Consider the following 14,577-nt stretch of genomic DNA (forward strand, 5'->3'; position numbering starts at 1 on the left):
TCAGGAAAGTTCGCGGTTTCTCCTGGTGAGGCAGAGACTGCTTTCAGAACAAAAACCGCTTCAAGACAGTTTACTGTAAGCTTTGCCGATGGATGTCCCCCGATGGATGCAAACGAAACCCACTGTATGGACTTCCTGCGCGATGCAGACCGCGACCGCTATCTCTCGGTGCTCTATGCACCGGAGGAAAAGCGTGGATCCCTTGCGGCGCTCTATGCCTTCAATGCGGAAATAGCGCGCATCCGCGACGTGGTACACGACCCGCTGCCCGGTGAAGTCAGGTTGCAATGGTGGCGCGATCTCGTCAACGGCACCGAACATGGCGCGGCGGCGGGCCACCCGATCGCCGCAGCGCTCCTGAAAACGATTGATCTCTATCGCCTGCCACGCGCTGCATTCGACAATTACTGCGAAGCGCGGATTTTCGATCTCTACGACGACCCGATGCCGAGCCGCAATGATCTGGAAGGCTATTGCGGCGAGACCGCATCGGCCCTGATCCAGCTTGCAAGCCTCGTCCTGGACAGCGAGGCAGCGCCGCGCTTCGCCGAGCTTGCCGGCCATGCGGGCGTTGCGCAGGGCGTGACCGGCCTGTTGCGGCTGTTACCGCTGCACCGCAGGCGGGGCCAGGTCTTCGTGCCTGCGGATATCTTGAAAGCCGTCGGCGCTAGCCCCGATATCCTGCTAGCCGGTACAGACAAAGACGCGCTCAGCCGCGTGGTCTCGGCAATGGCAGCGCTGGCGCAGCATCACCTCGCCGCTTTCAACGCGGTCAAGGGTACGCTGCCCGCTTCGCTCAAGCCGGCCTATCTCCCTATCGCGCTCGTGCCTGCCTATCTCAAGGCCGTCATGCGCAAGGGCGGCGATGCTGCCAAAGAGATCACCGAGATCTCGCCGCTGCGGCGGCAATGGATCATATTCCGGGCGGCCACTTCCGGCAGCCTCTGATTATTCAGCCGCAGTTGCTGCAGCAGCCGGGGGCAGGCCCAGCCATGCCCGGCAATCGGCGAGTGCCCGGGCACTCAGTGCGCGCTTCTTGGCATTGGTCTTTTCCTTGCCGCGCAGGCGCTTTCCCTCGGTTTTCGGCGTTTCAATCGGGGGAAACAGGCCGAAATTGACGTTCATCGGCTGGAATGAACGCTTCCCCGGTTCATCCTCGGAAACGAGATGGCCGCCGGTGATGTGGCCCAATAGCGCGCCGAACGCCGTCGTCTCCGGCGGCAGCGACGGCTCCTCACCACAATGTTCGGCTATGGCGAAGCGCCCGGCTAGGAGCCCGATGGCCGACGATTCCACGTAACCCTCGCAACCGGTGATCTGTCCGGCGAAGCGCAGGCCTGGCCGGGATTTGAGCTGCAGCGAGCCATCGAGCAGCAGCGGTGAGTTCAGATAGGTGTTGCGGTGCAGACCGCCGAGCCTGGCAAACTCGGCGTTTTCCAGGCCCGGGATGAGCCGGAAAATGGCGGTCTGCGCGCCATATTTCAGTTTCGTCTGGAAGCCGACCATGTTGTAGAGCGTGCCGAGCGCATTGTCCTGGCGAAGCTGCACCACGGCATAGGCTTTCACCGCAGGATTATGGGCGTTGGTCAAACCCATCGGCTTCATAGGTCCATGGCGCAGCGTTTCGGGTCCGCGTTCCGCCATCACTTCGATCGGCAGGCAACCGTCGAAATAGGGCGTGCCTTCCCATTGCTTGAATTCGGTCTTCTCGCCGTCGATCAGCGCCTGGACGAAGGTTTCGTACTGCTCCTTCGTCATCGGGCAGTTGATGTAGTCCTTGCCGGTGCCGCCCGGGCCGACCTTGTCGTAGCGCGACTGGAACCAGCAGACATTCATGTCGATGCTGTCGTAATGGACGATCGGCGCGATGGCGTCGAAGAAGGCGAGGGCGTCGGCGCCGGTTTCCGTCCGTATCGCCTCGGCAAGGCCAGGCGCGGTCAGCGGACCCGTCGCGATGATGGTCTGGCCCCAATCGGCGGGCGGCAGACCGGTGACTTCCTCGCGTTCGATCGTGATCAACGGGTGGGCTTCGAGTTTCGCGGTGACGCCTTGCGAAAAACCGTCCCGGTCGACCGCCAGCGCGCCGCCGGCTGGTACCTGGTGCACATCCGCGCTTGCCATGATCAACGAACCGGCCAGCCGCATCTCGGCATGCAACACGCCCACGGCATTGGTTTCGGCGTCGTCGGAGCGGAACGAGTTGGAACAGACGAGTTCGGCAAGTCCGTCCGTCTTGTGCGCATCCGTTCCGCGAACCGGCCGCATTTCATGGAGGACGACCGGAATTCCTGCTTGGGCTATCTGCCATGCGGCTTCCGAGCCGGCGAGACCGCCGCCAATGATGTGGATAGGCTGTTTTGACTTTGAATTTGGCATGGGTTTCACTTAGCGTCTTATTCAGCGGGCTTCAACGGCGAACCGCATGCAGTTCGCCATTCACCATCTGTTGGAGGAGAAGCACACTGTCTGGAGGGACACGGGCCGGGCTCTTTTTCCTGCTGCTTCTCGCAGGCGCAGATTCTGCGCAAGCACAGGCGCCGCGCTTCAGGATCTGCCATGGCTATGGCTGCTATCGTACGACGCTCGTAACGCTTAGTTCCGACGACCTGAAAAAGATCACGGCAATCATGGCGCAGGGCCAGAAATCCGCTGAAGCTGAGCGCGGGGCCCTACGCGATGCGCTGGCGATCTTCGAAGAACGCAGCGTTGCTGTCATCGGTGTGCGCGACAAGCCAAGGATGGAGTTCGGCAAGGCGCGCATCGTGGGCCAGATGGATTGCATCGACGAATCCACCAATACAGACCATTTCCTGAAGTTTATGGAGGCGAAGGGCTGGCTCAGCCATCACCGCGTGGCGCGCAAGACATCGCGCGGCTTCTTTCTTGATGGGCGATATCCCCATTGGACGGCAGTTCTGAGGGATGAGCAAGGCGTGCTCTGGGCGGTCGATTCCTGGTTCGATCCCGGGGGCGGGCCGCCCGACGTGATGAAGCTGTCGGAATGGAAGCGACGAGGGGTCGGCGGGGAACGATGAGGCGGAATCCGCGCTGAATAAACAACACCCGCCGCGGGAGGAGGTGCGGCGGGTGTCGTTAGGTAAAGGCTGACTGGGAGGAGGAGTGCCAGCCCTTGATCGCTCAAGCTTGGGAGGAGGATAAGCTCTCGCGATATTCGTTATTCTTTGAAGTTAACGGCACTCGCTGTGGGAGGAGGTACAGCGAGTGCCATTAGGTAAGGCCGGCTGGGAGGAGGAATGCCGGCCTTTGATCGCTCGAGCTTGGGAGGAGGTAAGCTCTCGCGATATTCGGTCAGACGCTCGACGCGCCGTATGGTTCTTAGCGCGTGCCGGACTGGCGGGCGACGTAAGGAATGTCGGCGCGGGAGATGCCGAGGTCGCTCAGTTCGCGGTTCGAAAGGCGGTTCAGTTCACCAACGGTGTCGCGGAAACGGCGCCAGTTGTTGTAGGAGCGGATCAGGTTCATGTCAGTCAACCTTCTAATGTATCTCGTTGATCGCTGTTTCGATCGTGACCCACATATAATCCAGCTTTTGCCTGGGTTGCAGGCCCAAGATTGCATAGCTGACCTGCAATTGTTGCAACGCGTCATTAATCGATTTTAATTTTTGTGCATCGCACAATACGCATGAATGGCGCTAGCCGAATTCTTGGCTGTTCTTGATCTGCCGATCCTGGGGTAATGTGTGCTGATTTTGCAGCCGCACGAATCAGGAGTTCAGCGTGCCATTTCCCATCTCCGTCCGGGCCTATATAGCGCGCTGGCAAAAGAATGGCCTTATCGACGAGGAGACGGCCGAAGCGCTTCTCTCCGATGTGAGAAGCCAGGGACGTCGTTTCGGCCTCGGCAATACGCTGGCTGTTCTCGGCGCCGTTCTGCTCGGCGTCGCCATCATTACGCTTATCGCAGCCAATTGGGAGGCGATGCCCCGCCTGTTGCGGGTCTTCATGATATTCGCGGTGATCTGGACCGGATATCTCGGCGGCGCCTGGCGTCAGAGCCGCGGTGATACGGTTTTCTCCCCGGTGCTCTATATCATCGCGGCCATCGCTTTCGGCGCCGGCATTGCGCTGATCGGGCAGATGTATCATCTCTCCGGCGATGCTGCATTGGCCGCGCTGGTCTGGACAGTTGGGGTCATGGTCGCAGCCTTGCTGCTGAAGTCCAGGGCTCTGGCCATAACTGGCATGGCAATCGCCTGTTTCTACCTCTTTTCCTTCCTGAGCGACGGCTTCTATCCCGACAGGCAGTATCTGTGGGTTGCACCGGTGCTGGCGGCGCTCGGGGCAGGGCTTGCCTGGTACACGAAGAGTCGTGCGACGGCCGATCTCGTGGCGCTGTTCCTGCTGGCCTTTTTCCTGATCAGCTATTTTGATCTCAATTCGCTGACGGTGCTTTGGCTGACGGGGGCAATCGGCCTCGCGCTTTTCCTCCTCGACGGTTTTCGTCCCGATTTGTCTGACAGGATCGGCAGTTTCGGTCCGGCGCTTGCGGCCTATGGGCTTGCCGCAACGCTTTTGGCCCTGTCCGTCATGCAGTTCGAAGATATCGTGCGGGATGCGTCCGGGCGGGTGATGTTCGGCATCCTCATCCTCGGGCTTTCGATCGGTGCGCTGGCGCTTTCGGGCCGGAGAAACCGCTCGGTGCGCTGGATCGCCTATGTCGCGTTCTCGCTTGAGGTGCTCTATCTGGCCTTCGTGACCGTCGGCACCTTGGTCGGTACATCAGGGTTTTTTCTCACGGCGGGTATTCTTCTTCTTCTTCTGGCAGCCTTCGTGGCGCGGATGGAGCGGCGGCTTCATGAAAAAAATCCCAAGGCGGGGGCAAGCGCATGAGAAACAAGCCAGTCTGGCTTTTCGCCATGGCGGCTCTCGTCGCCTTGTTCCAGTCCAGTATTCTCTATGCCAGCATCGTAAAGCGGGCCTCGATCCTGCGTGACGGCAAAGACATAGTGCTTCTGACACAGCCGGTGGACCCGCGCGATCTAATGCGCGGCGACTATGTCACCCTTGGCTATGGCATTTCCTCGATCAAGCGCTCGGACATCGCAGGAAAACCCGACAGCGAAACCGAAAATTCGAATATCTACGTGACGGTGAAGCCGGGCCCCAATGAAAACTGGCAGTTTTCGCGCGCCTCCTTCCAGCCGATCAAGGATATCGCGGCGGACGAAATCATGCTCAAGGGGCGCACCCGTTACGCCCCGCCCGCCCAGCCGGATGCACTTGTCGGCGTTGATTATGGCATAGAACGCTATTACATTCCGGAAGGTGAAGGTGCCGCCATCGATGACGCGCAGCGGCAGCAGAATATCCAGGCGGTTATCGCCGTTTCTGCATCCGGAGAAGCGCAGATCAAGGCGCTGAAGGAGAATGGAAAACCGCTTTACGAAGAACCGCTATACTGAAACTGCGGGCTTTTGCCGGAAATCGGTAGGCGAGGGGTTATTCTCGCCGAAACGGACGGTTTTTTCCTTTGAACACTGAAAATTGGATGATATAGAGACGCGCGCTTTCGAGGGTGGTCACGCTCTGAAGCGGATGTGGCGAAATTGGTAGACGCACCAGATTTAGGTTCTGGCGGGAGACCGTGGGGGTTCGAGTCCCTCCATCCGCACCAGCGAAAGGCCACGAGGGCAAACAGTTTCTCCCGCTTACAGGGCAAAATGGCCGGTGACGGCGGGGCAATGCAACGAAGAGCACGATCCCAAAAAGCTGCAACTTTTTGGAGAAGATCATGCGGCGGAAAAATGAAGGTTTGGACATGCAGGTTACCGAAACGCTCAATGAAGGGCTGAAGCGCGAGATCAAAGTCGTGGTTCCGGCCAAGGATCTCGAAGCGAAGCTCTCAGAGCGCCTCGAGAATGCCCGGTCGCGGGTGCGCATCAACGGCTTCCGTCCGGGCAAGGTGCCGCCTGCGCATCTGCGCAAGGTCTATGGCAAGTCCTTCATGGCCGAAGTGGTCAACGAGATTCTCAGCGAGACTCCCCGCTCGGTTCTCTCCGACCGCAACGAGAAATCGGCGACCCAGCCGGAGATCGTCATGAGCGAAGACGAGAAAGAGGCCGAAAAGGTCCTCGACGGCAAGGCCGATTTCATCTTCTCGCTGAACTATGAAGTCCTGCCGAAGATCGAAGTGAAGGACGTGACGGGCATCTCCGTAACGCGCGAGATCGTCGACGTCACCGATGAAGAGATCGATGAGCAGGTCAAGCGCGCCGCCTCTTCCACCCGCAGCTTCGAGACGAAGAAGGGCAAGGCCGAGGATGGCGACCGCGTCACCATCGACTATCTCGGCAAGCTCGACGGCGAGCCTTTCGATGGCGGTGCCGATACGGATGCGCAACTGGTGCTCGGTTCGGGTCAGTTCATTCCGGGCTTCGAAGAGCAGCTCATCGGCGCCAAGGCCGGCGACGAGAAGCAGATCAACGTGACCTTCCCCGCCGAATATGGCGCGGAGAAGCTGGCCGGCAAGGACGCGACCTTCGACATCACCGTCAAGGAAGTCGCCAAGCCGGGTGAACTCGAACTTAATGACGAGACGGCCAAGAAGCTCGGCATCGAATCGATGGATCGGCTGCGCCAGGTGATCCGCGAGCAGATCGAGAGCCAGTACGGCTCCTTCACCCGCCAGAAGGTGAAGCGGCAGATTCTCGATGCGCTCGATGGCGAATACCAGTTCGAAGCGCCGCAGAAGCTCGTCGATGCGGAGTTCAACAATATCTGGATGCAGATCAACAACGATCTGCAGGAAGCCGGCCGTACCTTCGAGGATGAAGAGACGACTGAAGAAGCCGCCCGCGAAGAATACCGCAAGCTGGCCGAACGCCGCGTGCGCCTTGGCCTGGTCCTCTCCGAGATCGGCGACAAAGCCGGCATCGAGGTGACGGAAGACGAACTGCAGCGTGCTCTTTACGACCAGGTTCGCCGCTATCCCGGCCAGGAGCAGCAGATCTATGAGTTCTTCCGCCGGACACCGGATGCCGTCGCCAATCTGCGCGCGCCGATCTTCGAGGAAAAGGTCGTCGATCATCTGCTGGCATCGATCCAGGTGACCGACAAGAAGGTCAGCAAGGAAGAGCTGATGGCCGAGGACGAAACCGCGGACAGCGCAGCAAAGCCCGCGAAGAAAGCCGCGCCGAAGAAGAAGGCCGCAGCGAAGAAAAAAGACGAAGAGTGATCAGCTCACTCGTATAATCAAGAGGCCGCCTTCCGGGCGGCCTTTTCATTTTGAGAGGCAGGAATTTCCCGCGATCACTGGGGCTGGACGCCACCACGCGCCAATTGCCGTTTCGGCTCTTGCCTCAGCCGGTGCTTTGCACTAGCGAATAAGGGACATAATCCAGCAATGACGAGCCAGCATGACACTCATCGATACGCGCACACCTGAACCCAAACGTCTTATTTCCGGAGCCACCGGTGAGTGGGAAGTGATCGTCGGCCTGGAGGTCCATGCCCAGGTAACGTCGAATTCGAAGCTTTTCTCCGGCGCTTCGACCTCGTTTGGCTCCGAGCCGAATTCCAACGTCTCACTCGTCGATGCCGCCATGCCGGGCATGCTGCCGGTGATCAATATGGAATGCGTCAAGCAGGCTGTGCGCACCGGGCTTGGCCTCAAGGCGCAGATCAACCTGAAATCGATCTTCGACCGGAAGAATTACTTCTATCCAGACCTGCCGCAGGGCTATCAGATTTCGCAGTTCAAGCAGCCGATCGTGGGCGAGGGCGTCGTCACGGTTTCCGTCGGACCTGACACAAAAGGCCAGTTCGAGGACATCGAAGTGGGAATCGAGCGGCTGCATCTGGAACAGGACGCCGGCAAGTCGCTGCACGACCAGCATCCAACCATGTCCTATGTCGACCTGAACCGCTCCGGCGTGGCGCTGATGGAGATCGTCTCAAAGCCCGATATCCGCTCGCCGGACGAGGCGAAGGCGTATCTGACCAAGCTGCGCACCATCGTGCGCTATCTCGGCACCTGCGACGGCAACATGGACGAGGGCTCGATGCGCGCCGACGTCAATGTCTCCGTGCGCCGCCCGGGCGAGCCGTTCGGCACGCGCTGCGAGATCAAGAATGTCAACTCCATCCGTTTTGTCGGCCAGTCGATCGAATATGAGGCGCGCCGGCAGATCGCCATCCTGGAGGATGGCGGGACCATCGATCAGGAAACGCGACTGTTCGATCCGGTCAAGGGCGAGACGCGCTCCATGCGCTCCAAGGAAGAGGCGCATGACTACCGCTATTTCCCCGATCCGGATCTGCTGCCGCTCGAGTTCGACCAGGCTTTCGTCGATGCGTTGGCGGCCGAATTGCCGGAACTGCCTGACGACAAGAAGGCAAGGTTGATCCGGGAGCAGGGCCTTTCGGTCTACGATGCCTCCATTCTCGTCTCCGAGAAAGCCATTGCCGATTATTACGAGGCGGTCGCCAAGGGGCGGGACGGCAAGACCGCTGCCAACTGGGTCATCAACGATCTTCTCGGCGCCCTGAACAAGGCCGGAAAAGATATAGAACATTCGCCTGTAACACCCGATCAGCTTGGCGGAATCATCGATCTCATCAAGGAAGGCACGATTTCCGGCAAGATCGCCAAGGATTTGTTCGAGATTGTCTGGAGCGAGGGCGGCGATCCCAAGGCGCTTGTGGAAGAGCGCGGCCTGAAACAGGTGACGGATACCGGGGCCATTGAAAAGGCGGTGGACGAGGTGATCGCTGCCAATCCCGAGAAGGTCGAGCAGGCCCGCGCCAAGCCGACGCTTGCCGGCTGGTTCGTCGGTCAGGTGATGAAGGCAACCGGCGGCAAAGCCAACCCGCAGGCGGTCAATGATCTGGTGAAGGCAAAACTGGGTATCGAATGAGATGTGGCTGAGAACTGCTACCAAGGACGACATTTCCGCCGTTCGGGACCTTCTGGTCGAGACCTGGCATGCGACCTTCGATGATGTACTGGGTGTCGAGAAGGTGAACGCCATCACCGATAAATGGCACTCGCTCGATGCCTTGAAGAAGCAACTGGCCAAGCCCTATTCGGAATTCGTCCTGGCCGATGACGGGTCGGATCTGCATGGAATGGCCTTTGCCAGCCAGAGCGACCAGACGCTGGCCAATCTACATCAGCTCTATGTCAGGCCGGAAAAGCAGGCGCAGGGTATCGGCACTCTACTCCTCGTCGAAATCGAAAGTGCGTTCCCGAATGCCCGCAAGCTGCGGCTCGATGTGATTGAGAAAAACGGCAAGGCCGTGCAATTCTACGAAGCCAAAGGATACACCCGGACCGCCCGCACGGAGAACTGGGGCGAGCCGGATTCGGGCATTGCGGTGCTGACGCTCGAAAAGGCGCTTGCCGACTGGTCGCTATAGTCCCTTTACCCGTGTTTGCCCTGCCAGCGTCAACTTGACCCTTGCCTTGACCGGACGATACGGCCATAAGCAGGGCACATTCTTCTCATTATTCTCTCGCAACCGATCACGATCTTGACGAGAGACGGCTTGGACTTGGAAACGCCATGAAGAGTTTTCTGCTTCAGTTTTTCACCTGGTGGAACAGCCAGACGCTCGGTACGCGCTTTCATACATGGCGCAAGGGCCAGCGCGTCGGCGAGGACGAATTCGGCAATGTCTATTATCAGGGCGGAACCGATTCCGAGGGGCGCACGCGCCGCTGGGTGATCTACAACGGCTATGCCGAGGCCTCCTCCATCCCCGCAGGCTGGCACGGCTGGATGCATCATCGTGTCGATACGCCGCCGTCGCAGGAGGATTACAAGCCCCGCGAATGGCAGAAGCCGTTTCAGCCCAATCTGACCGGCACGCCCGCCGCCTACAGGCCGAAGGGCTCGATTGCCAATCTGGGCGAGCGTCCGAAGGTCACGGGCGATTACGATGCCTGGACGCCGGGCAGCTGACTTTCACATCCTGCCGCCTTGATCGGCCATATTCTTTGGTTAAGGAGTGTGGCAGGGTTAATGAAGTGTTGGTGATCGGGCTGCTACAAGATCTGCCAATCGAAATCATGCGGAAGCCGATTTGACAATGAACTGCCATGCGACGCGAAGCTTCGACAAACGGTTTCTGGCCAGGGCTGCGGCTGCATTGTGCATTCTGGTTTCTTTCGCCGGTCCCGCTGCCGCCGAGCGCATATCCAATCCCATTGCCGAGTTTTCCGGCCTCGATAAGATTACCGGGCGGATCACCACTTTCGACGTCTATATCGACGAAACGGTCCAGTTCGGCGCGCTGCAGGTCACGCCGCGCGTCTGTTATTCCCGCACCGACGACGAGGCGCCGAAGACCGACAGCTTCATCGAAGTCGATGAGATCACCCTGAACAGGAAAATCCAGCGCATATTTTCGGGCTGGATGTTTGCCGACAGCCCCGGTCTGAACGCCATCGAGCATCCCGTCTATGACGTCTGGTTGAAGGACTGCAAGCAGCAGTCGACTGTCCCTTCGCCCGCTCGAGCGACGAACTGAACGCCCGCAATTATTTAAACGCAATTACTTAAAACTGGGCCGCGCCGAGCAGCGCTTCCTCCAGCATCCGCTCATAGCGCTTTCGCGGCACGTCGATGGCTCCGAAGCGTTCCAGATGCTGCGTGGTGAACTGCGTGTCGAGCAGGGTGAAACCCCGCTCGGTCAGATGCTCCACCAGGGCCACGAGACACACCTTCGAGGCATCCGGCTCCCTGGAGAACATGCTTTCGCCGAAGAACGCCCGGCCAAGCGTTACGCCGTAGAGACCTCCGACCAGATGACCTTCGCGCCAGGCTTCGACCGTATGGCAGTGACCGCGCTGGAAGAGGGCACGATAGACTTCACGGATCGGCTGGTTGATCCATGTGCGCGCACGCTTGCCCGTACCCGTCGCGCAGCCTTCGATGACGCCTTCAAAATCCGTATCGAGCCTGATCTCGAAACGGCGCTGCCTGATGATCTTTCTCAGGCTGCGCGGAACATGGAGGCGGTCGAGCGGTATGATGCCGCGCTTCTGCGGCCTGACCCAGAAGACTTCCGGGTCATCGGCGTCCTCGGCCATCGGAAAGACGCCCGTGGCGTAGGCACGCAAAAGAAGATCGGGCGAAATATGATTATCATCCGCCGGTCGTCCTGGCGCCACCCTGGTCAGTTCCCCAGATTGTCGGCGGCCTGGCTGGCGAGATATTTCTCGAGCCAGTGAATGTCGTAATCGCCATTGGCGATGTCAGGATTGCTGATGAGATCCTGGAACAGCGGCAGCGTCGTCTTGATGCCGTCCACGACGAACTCGTCCAGCGCGCGGCGCAGCCGCATCATGCATTCGACGCGATTGCGTCCGTGCACGATCAGCTTGCCAATCAGGCTATCGTAATAGGGTGGGATCTTGTAGCCGGAATAAACACCCGAATCGACGCGAATGCCGAGGCCGCCTGGCGTATGGAAATGGGTGATGACACCCGGCGAAGGCGTGAAGGTGCGCGGGTCTTCTGCATTGATGCGGCACTCGATGGCATGGCCGGAGAAGCGGACATCCTTCTGCGTTACCGACAATCCGGCGCCCGAAGCGATGCGGATCTGCTCATGCACGAGATCGATGCCGGTGATCGCTTCGGTGACGGGATGCTCGACCTGGAGACGGGTGTTCATTTCGATGAAATAGAACTCGCCATCCTCATAGAGGAACTCGATCGTTCCCGCGCCCCGATAGCCGAGCTCGGCGCAGGCATTGGCGACGATCATGCCGATCTTGTCGCGCGCCTCGGCGTTCAGTGCCGGCGAGTTCGCCTCTTCCCAGACCTTTTGGTGACGGCGCTGCAGGGAACAGTCGCGCTCGCCCAGATGCACGGCGTTGCCTGCACCATCGCCCATCACCTGAACCTCGATGTGCCGCGGCTTTTCCAGATATTTCTCGATATAGACGGCATCGTCGCCGAAAGCGGCGCCGGCCTCGGAGCGGGCGGTGGAGAGCGCGATGGAAAGGTCTTCCGGCGTGCGCGCCACCTTCATGCCGCGGCCGCCGCCGCCGGCGGAGGCCTTGATGATGACGGGATAGCCGATGTCGGCTGCAATGCGCGCGGCTTCCACATCGTCGGTGACGCCGCCGTCCGATCCCGGAACCACCGGAATACCCAGACGTTTGGCGGTTCGCTTGGCTTCGATCTTGTCGCCCATGATGCGGATATGGGCGGCGGTCGGGCCGATGAACGTTATGTCATGCGCTTCGAGGATTTCGGCGAATTTGGCATTCTCCGAAAGGAAGCCATAGCCGGGATGGATGGCATCCGCGCCGGTGATCTCGCAGGCCGCAACGATCTGATGGATGTTCAGATAGCTGTCGCGCGAAGGCGGCGGTCCGATGCACACGCTTTCGTCGGCAAGGCGCACATGCATCGCGTCGGCGTCGGCGGTCGAATGCACCGCCACCGTCTTGATGCCCAGCTCCTTGCAGGCGCGCAGCACCCTGAGAGCTATTTCGCCACGATTGGCAATGAGGATTTTCTGAAACATCGTGTCCTGTCCGCCCTTATTCGATGACAATCAGCAGCTCGCCATATTCGACGGGCTGGCTGTCTTCGATAAGGATGGCTGTCACGGTTCCTGAACGGGGAGCCGGGATCTGGTTCATCGTCTTCATCGCCTCGATAATCATGAGGGTCTGGCCCTCCTTGACCTTCTGGCCAATTTCGATGAATGGCCGCGCACCGGGCGCAGGCGCAAGATAGACGGTGCCGACCATCGGCGAGGGGACGGCATTCTTGGAGACGTCTGCGGGCTTGGCTGCTTCGACTGCGACCGGAGCCGGTGCTGCGGGAGCGGGAGCAGCGTAAGCCTGCGGGGCGGACGCGTGGACGGTGATCTGCCGCGAAACGCGAATGCGCAGATCTCCCTGCTCGATTTCAATGTCGGTCAGGTCTGTCTGGTTCAGTATCTCTGCAAGATCACGGATGATCTCCTTGTCGATACCTGCGTTTCTGTTTGCCATGTTGCTGGCCCCTTTACCGCTTTGCCCGTTATTGTTTTTCATGCCCTGTCCCGGTTCTGGCTTTTCCGGCCTGGGTTTTGTCCTGCTCGGCGAATGCCGCAAGCGCACGCAGCCCCATCACATATCCCTCCGCGCCGAAGCCGCAGAGAACGCCTCTGGCGACGGCTGAGACGAATGAGTTGTGCCGGAAGGCTTCCCGGGCATGAATGTTCGAAAGATGCACCTCGACGACCGTGACCTTCGCGGCACGGATCGCATCCTGTAGCGCGATCGACGTATGCGTGTAGGCGGCGGGATTGATCAGCACCAAGGCGCCGCGCTCGCCGGCCTCCTGTATCCAGGTCACCAGGTCGCCCTCATGGTTGGACTGCCGGAACTCGATATCGAAGTTCAGCGCCTCCGCCTCCCGGCGGCAGGCGGCCTCGATATCGGCCAGCGTCACGGCACCATAGATCCCTGGTTCACGCTTTCCCAGCATGTTGAGATTGGGGCCATTGAGGACGAAAATCGTCTGTGTCATTCCTGGTTACAGTACAACCTGATGTTTTTGAAGGGTGACCGGCATTCCGAGATGGTGCCCGGATACCGCTCCGGATATCGAATGAGGATGCGCATCCCATATAGAGGGGATGCGCGCAAGGTAAAAGCCTGAAAATGGCGGAGAAAGCAGGATTTCAGTCTGTTTCCCCATCGAATTTTCGGCCGTCTCAACCTTTGGCGTCGCGCTGCTCGGCGATTTTCTCGGCAAGCCCCTCAACTCCGATGGCGCCTGGGACCACTTCGTCGCCGATGATGTAGGAAGGCGTTCCCGTGATGTTGAGCGCATTGGCAATCTGATAGTTGTTCTGGAAGGCGGTTGCGATTTCCGGCGACTTCATCTTTTCACGCAATTGCGCTTCGTTGGCGCCGAGTTTCACCGCTATGTCGATCGCCGTCTGCTCCGTGGCGCGGCCCTGCTGGCCGAGGAGATCGCGGTGGAATTCGAGATATTTGCCCGGCATCAACGATTGAAAGGCCTTCGCGACCATATGGGCTTTGACCGAATCCGGCCCGAGTATCGGGAATTCCTTCATGACGAAGCGGACATTGGGGTCGTTTTTCAACACCGCGTCCATGTCGGGCAGGGCGTGCTTGCAGTAGCCGCAATTGTAATCGAAGAACTCGACGACCGTGACGTCACCATCGGGATTGCCGAAAACGGCATCCATCGGCGAGTGAAACAGCTTGTCGGCATTGGCCGTGATCGCCGCGCGCTGGCCGGTCTTGGCTGCTGCTGCCTGCTTCGTTTCCAGTGCATTTTGAACTTCGATCATGATTTCAGGATTGCTGATCAGGTAATCCTTCACGATCGCCTCGATGGCGGCCCGGTCAGGAGCCGCGCCCTCAGGCGTAGCGCTGGCCAATTGTACCGGCGCGGACTGTGCCGGCGCATCGGAGGCATCCAAACTCGTGCGCGCGGTTCCCGCTTGATAGCCCAGGAAAAGAGCTGCGAGCCCGACCACGCCACTGGCTATCGTTATGGTGATTGCGTTCTTCATCGTTTTTCCGTTCGCGGTTTTCGGAGGCCGATTTCTGGATATCCGCCTGTTGTATTGATCG

Annotated in this window: 15 protein-coding genes, 1 tRNA gene and 1 pseudogene; 10 read left to right on the forward strand and 7 right to left on the reverse strand. The window is 59.6% G+C overall.

Annotated elements, in window-relative coordinates:
* Positions 1-102 precede the first annotated feature (102 nt).
* Entirely contained in the window at positions 103-948 is an 846-nt protein-coding gene (locus DUT91_RS07165; protein ID WP_114439731.1) for a phytoene/squalene synthase family protein, read from the forward strand.
* Here DUT91_RS07165 and trmFO read toward each other — a convergent pair whose 3' ends face one another.
* Complete coding sequence (trmFO, locus tag DUT91_RS07170; RefSeq protein ID WP_114439732.1) at positions 949-2,376, reverse strand: methylenetetrahydrofolate--tRNA-(uracil(54)-C(5))-methyltransferase (FADH(2)-oxidizing) TrmFO; 1,428 nt, start codon at positions 2,374-2,376, stop codon at positions 949-951. It abuts the gene before it with no gap.
* Between the two features lie 251 nt (positions 2,377-2,627).
* On the opposite strand from trmFO, the gene DUT91_RS07175 reads away from it, so the two are divergent.
* A complete protein-coding gene (locus DUT91_RS07175) occupies positions 2,628-3,035 on the forward strand; it encodes a hypothetical protein (protein WP_245419615.1) in 408 nt (135 codons plus the stop codon).
* Positions 3,036-3,336: 301 nt separating this feature from the next.
* Here the strand turns inward: DUT91_RS07175 and DUT91_RS07180 are convergent, their stop codons facing one another.
* Positions 3,337-3,483, reverse strand: coding sequence for a DUF1127 domain-containing protein (locus DUT91_RS07180; protein WP_114439733.1), 147 nt, complete (start codon positions 3,481-3,483; stop codon positions 3,337-3,339).
* A gap of 257 nt (positions 3,484-3,740) precedes the next feature.
* Between DUT91_RS07180 and DUT91_RS07185 the strand changes: the two genes are divergently transcribed.
* The 8 genes and pseudogenes from DUT91_RS07185 to DUT91_RS07220 form a co-directional block, all read left to right on the forward strand.
* Positions 3,741-4,853 carry a DUF2157 domain-containing protein gene (locus DUT91_RS07185; protein WP_114439734.1) on the forward strand — a complete coding sequence of 371 codons (1,113 nt, stop codon included), beginning with the start codon at positions 3,741-3,743 and terminating at the stop codon, positions 4,851-4,853.
* Positions 4,850-5,425, forward strand: a complete 576-nt coding sequence (locus tag DUT91_RS07190; protein WP_114439735.1) for a GDYXXLXY domain-containing protein — start codon at positions 4,850-4,852, stop codon at positions 5,423-5,425. The genes DUT91_RS07185 and DUT91_RS07190 overlap by 4 nt, the downstream gene beginning before the upstream one ends.
* Before the next feature lie 129 nt (positions 5,426-5,554).
* Positions 5,555-5,637, forward strand: a tRNA-Leu gene (locus tag DUT91_RS07195).
* A 144-nt stretch (positions 5,638-5,781) separates the two neighbouring features.
* On the forward strand, positions 5,782-7,197 hold the full coding sequence (gene tig / locus DUT91_RS07200) for a trigger factor (RefSeq protein WP_114440139.1): 1,416 nt from the start codon (positions 5,782-5,784) through the stop codon (positions 7,195-7,197).
* Positions 7,198-7,378: 181 nt separating this feature from the next.
* Positions 7,379-8,878 (forward strand): Asp-tRNA(Asn)/Glu-tRNA(Gln) amidotransferase subunit GatB, encoded by a 1,500-nt coding sequence (gatB, locus tag DUT91_RS07205; protein WP_114439736.1) that lies wholly within the window; start codon positions 7,379-7,381, stop codon positions 8,876-8,878.
* A gap of 1 nt (position 8,879) precedes the next feature.
* Positions 8,880-9,380, forward strand: coding sequence for a GNAT family N-acetyltransferase (locus DUT91_RS07210; RefSeq protein ID WP_114439737.1), 501 nt, complete (start codon positions 8,880-8,882; stop codon positions 9,378-9,380).
* 146 nt (positions 9,381-9,526) lie between these two features.
* Positions 9,527-9,925, forward strand: coding sequence for an NADH:ubiquinone oxidoreductase subunit NDUFA12 (locus tag DUT91_RS07215; protein ID WP_114439738.1), 399 nt, complete (start codon positions 9,527-9,529; stop codon positions 9,923-9,925).
* A 217-nt stretch (positions 9,926-10,142) separates the two neighbouring features.
* Positions 10,143-10,493: pseudogene (locus DUT91_RS07220) on the forward strand (DUF2155 domain-containing protein); the annotation flags it as partial.
* A gap of 28 nt (positions 10,494-10,521) precedes the next feature.
* Here the strand turns inward: DUT91_RS07220 and aat are convergent.
* The 5 genes from aat to DUT91_RS07245 all read right to left on the reverse strand — a co-directional run bounded on the left by aat (position 10,522) and on the right by DUT91_RS07245 (position 14,516).
* A complete protein-coding gene (gene aat, locus DUT91_RS07225; protein ID WP_281032601.1) occupies positions 10,522-11,136 on the reverse strand; it encodes a leucyl/phenylalanyl-tRNA--protein transferase in 615 nt (204 codons plus the stop codon).
* 5 nt (positions 11,137-11,141) lie between these two features.
* Positions 11,142-12,503, reverse strand: coding sequence for an acetyl-CoA carboxylase biotin carboxylase subunit (accC, locus tag DUT91_RS07230; protein ID WP_114439741.1), 1,362 nt, complete (start codon positions 12,501-12,503; stop codon positions 11,142-11,144).
* A gap of 16 nt (positions 12,504-12,519) precedes the next feature.
* Entirely contained in the window at positions 12,520-12,978 is a 459-nt protein-coding gene (gene accB / locus DUT91_RS07235; protein WP_114439742.1) for an acetyl-CoA carboxylase biotin carboxyl carrier protein, read from the reverse strand.
* Between the two features lie 28 nt (positions 12,979-13,006).
* Positions 13,007-13,498, reverse strand: coding sequence for a type II 3-dehydroquinate dehydratase (gene aroQ / locus DUT91_RS07240; RefSeq protein ID WP_114439743.1), 492 nt, complete (start codon positions 13,496-13,498; stop codon positions 13,007-13,009).
* Between the two features lie 187 nt (positions 13,499-13,685).
* Positions 13,686-14,516, reverse strand: coding sequence for a DsbA family protein (locus DUT91_RS07245; RefSeq protein WP_114439744.1), 831 nt, complete (start codon positions 14,514-14,516; stop codon positions 13,686-13,688).
* Positions 14,517-14,577 lie beyond the last annotated feature (61 nt).

The organism is Paramesorhizobium salinisoli, assembly GCF_003335045.1.
GTDB classification, from domain to species: Bacteria; Pseudomonadota; Alphaproteobacteria; order Rhizobiales; family Rhizobiaceae; genus Paramesorhizobium; species Paramesorhizobium salinisoli.

Excerpts from the sequence above, each read along its gene's own strand:
- DUT91_RS07165 (WP_114439731.1), top strand. The coding sequence starts at position 103 with ATGGATGCAAACGAAACCCACTGTATGGACTTCCTGCGCGATGCAGAC.
- DUT91_RS07210 (WP_114439737.1), top strand. The coding sequence starts at position 8,880 with ATGTGGCTGAGAACTGCTACCAAGGACGACATTTCCGCCGTTCGGGAC.
- DUT91_RS07190 (WP_114439735.1), top strand. The coding sequence starts at position 4,850 with ATGAGAAACAAGCCAGTCTGGCTTTTCGCCATGGCGGCTCTCGTCGCC.
- DUT91_RS07175 (WP_245419615.1), top strand. The coding sequence starts at position 2,628 with ATGGCGCAGGGCCAGAAATCCGCTGAAGCTGAGCGCGGGGCCCTACGC.
- tig (WP_114440139.1), top strand. The coding sequence starts at position 5,782 with ATGCAGGTTACCGAAACGCTCAATGAAGGGCTGAAGCGCGAGATCAAA.
- DUT91_RS07215 (WP_114439738.1), top strand. The coding sequence starts at position 9,527 with ATGAAGAGTTTTCTGCTTCAGTTTTTCACCTGGTGGAACAGCCAGACG.
- accB (WP_114439742.1), bottom strand. The coding sequence starts at position 12,978 with ATGGCAAACAGAAACGCAGGTATCGACAAGGAGATCATCCGTGATCTT.
- DUT91_RS07180 (WP_114439733.1), bottom strand. The coding sequence starts at position 3,483 with ATGAACCTGATCCGCTCCTACAACAACTGGCGCCGTTTCCGCGACACC.
- aroQ (WP_114439743.1), bottom strand. The coding sequence starts at position 13,498 with ATGACACAGACGATTTTCGTCCTCAATGGCCCCAATCTCAACATGCTG.
- trmFO (WP_114439732.1), bottom strand. The coding sequence starts at position 2,376 with ATGCCAAATTCAAAGTCAAAACAGCCTATCCACATCATTGGCGGCGGT.
- gatB (WP_114439736.1), top strand. The coding sequence starts at position 7,379 with ATGACACTCATCGATACGCGCACACCTGAACCCAAACGTCTTATTTCC.
- accC (WP_114439741.1), bottom strand. The coding sequence starts at position 12,503 with ATGTTTCAGAAAATCCTCATTGCCAATCGTGGCGAAATAGCTCTCAGG.
- DUT91_RS07245 (WP_114439744.1), bottom strand. The coding sequence starts at position 14,516 with ATGAAGAACGCAATCACCATAACGATAGCCAGTGGCGTGGTCGGGCTC.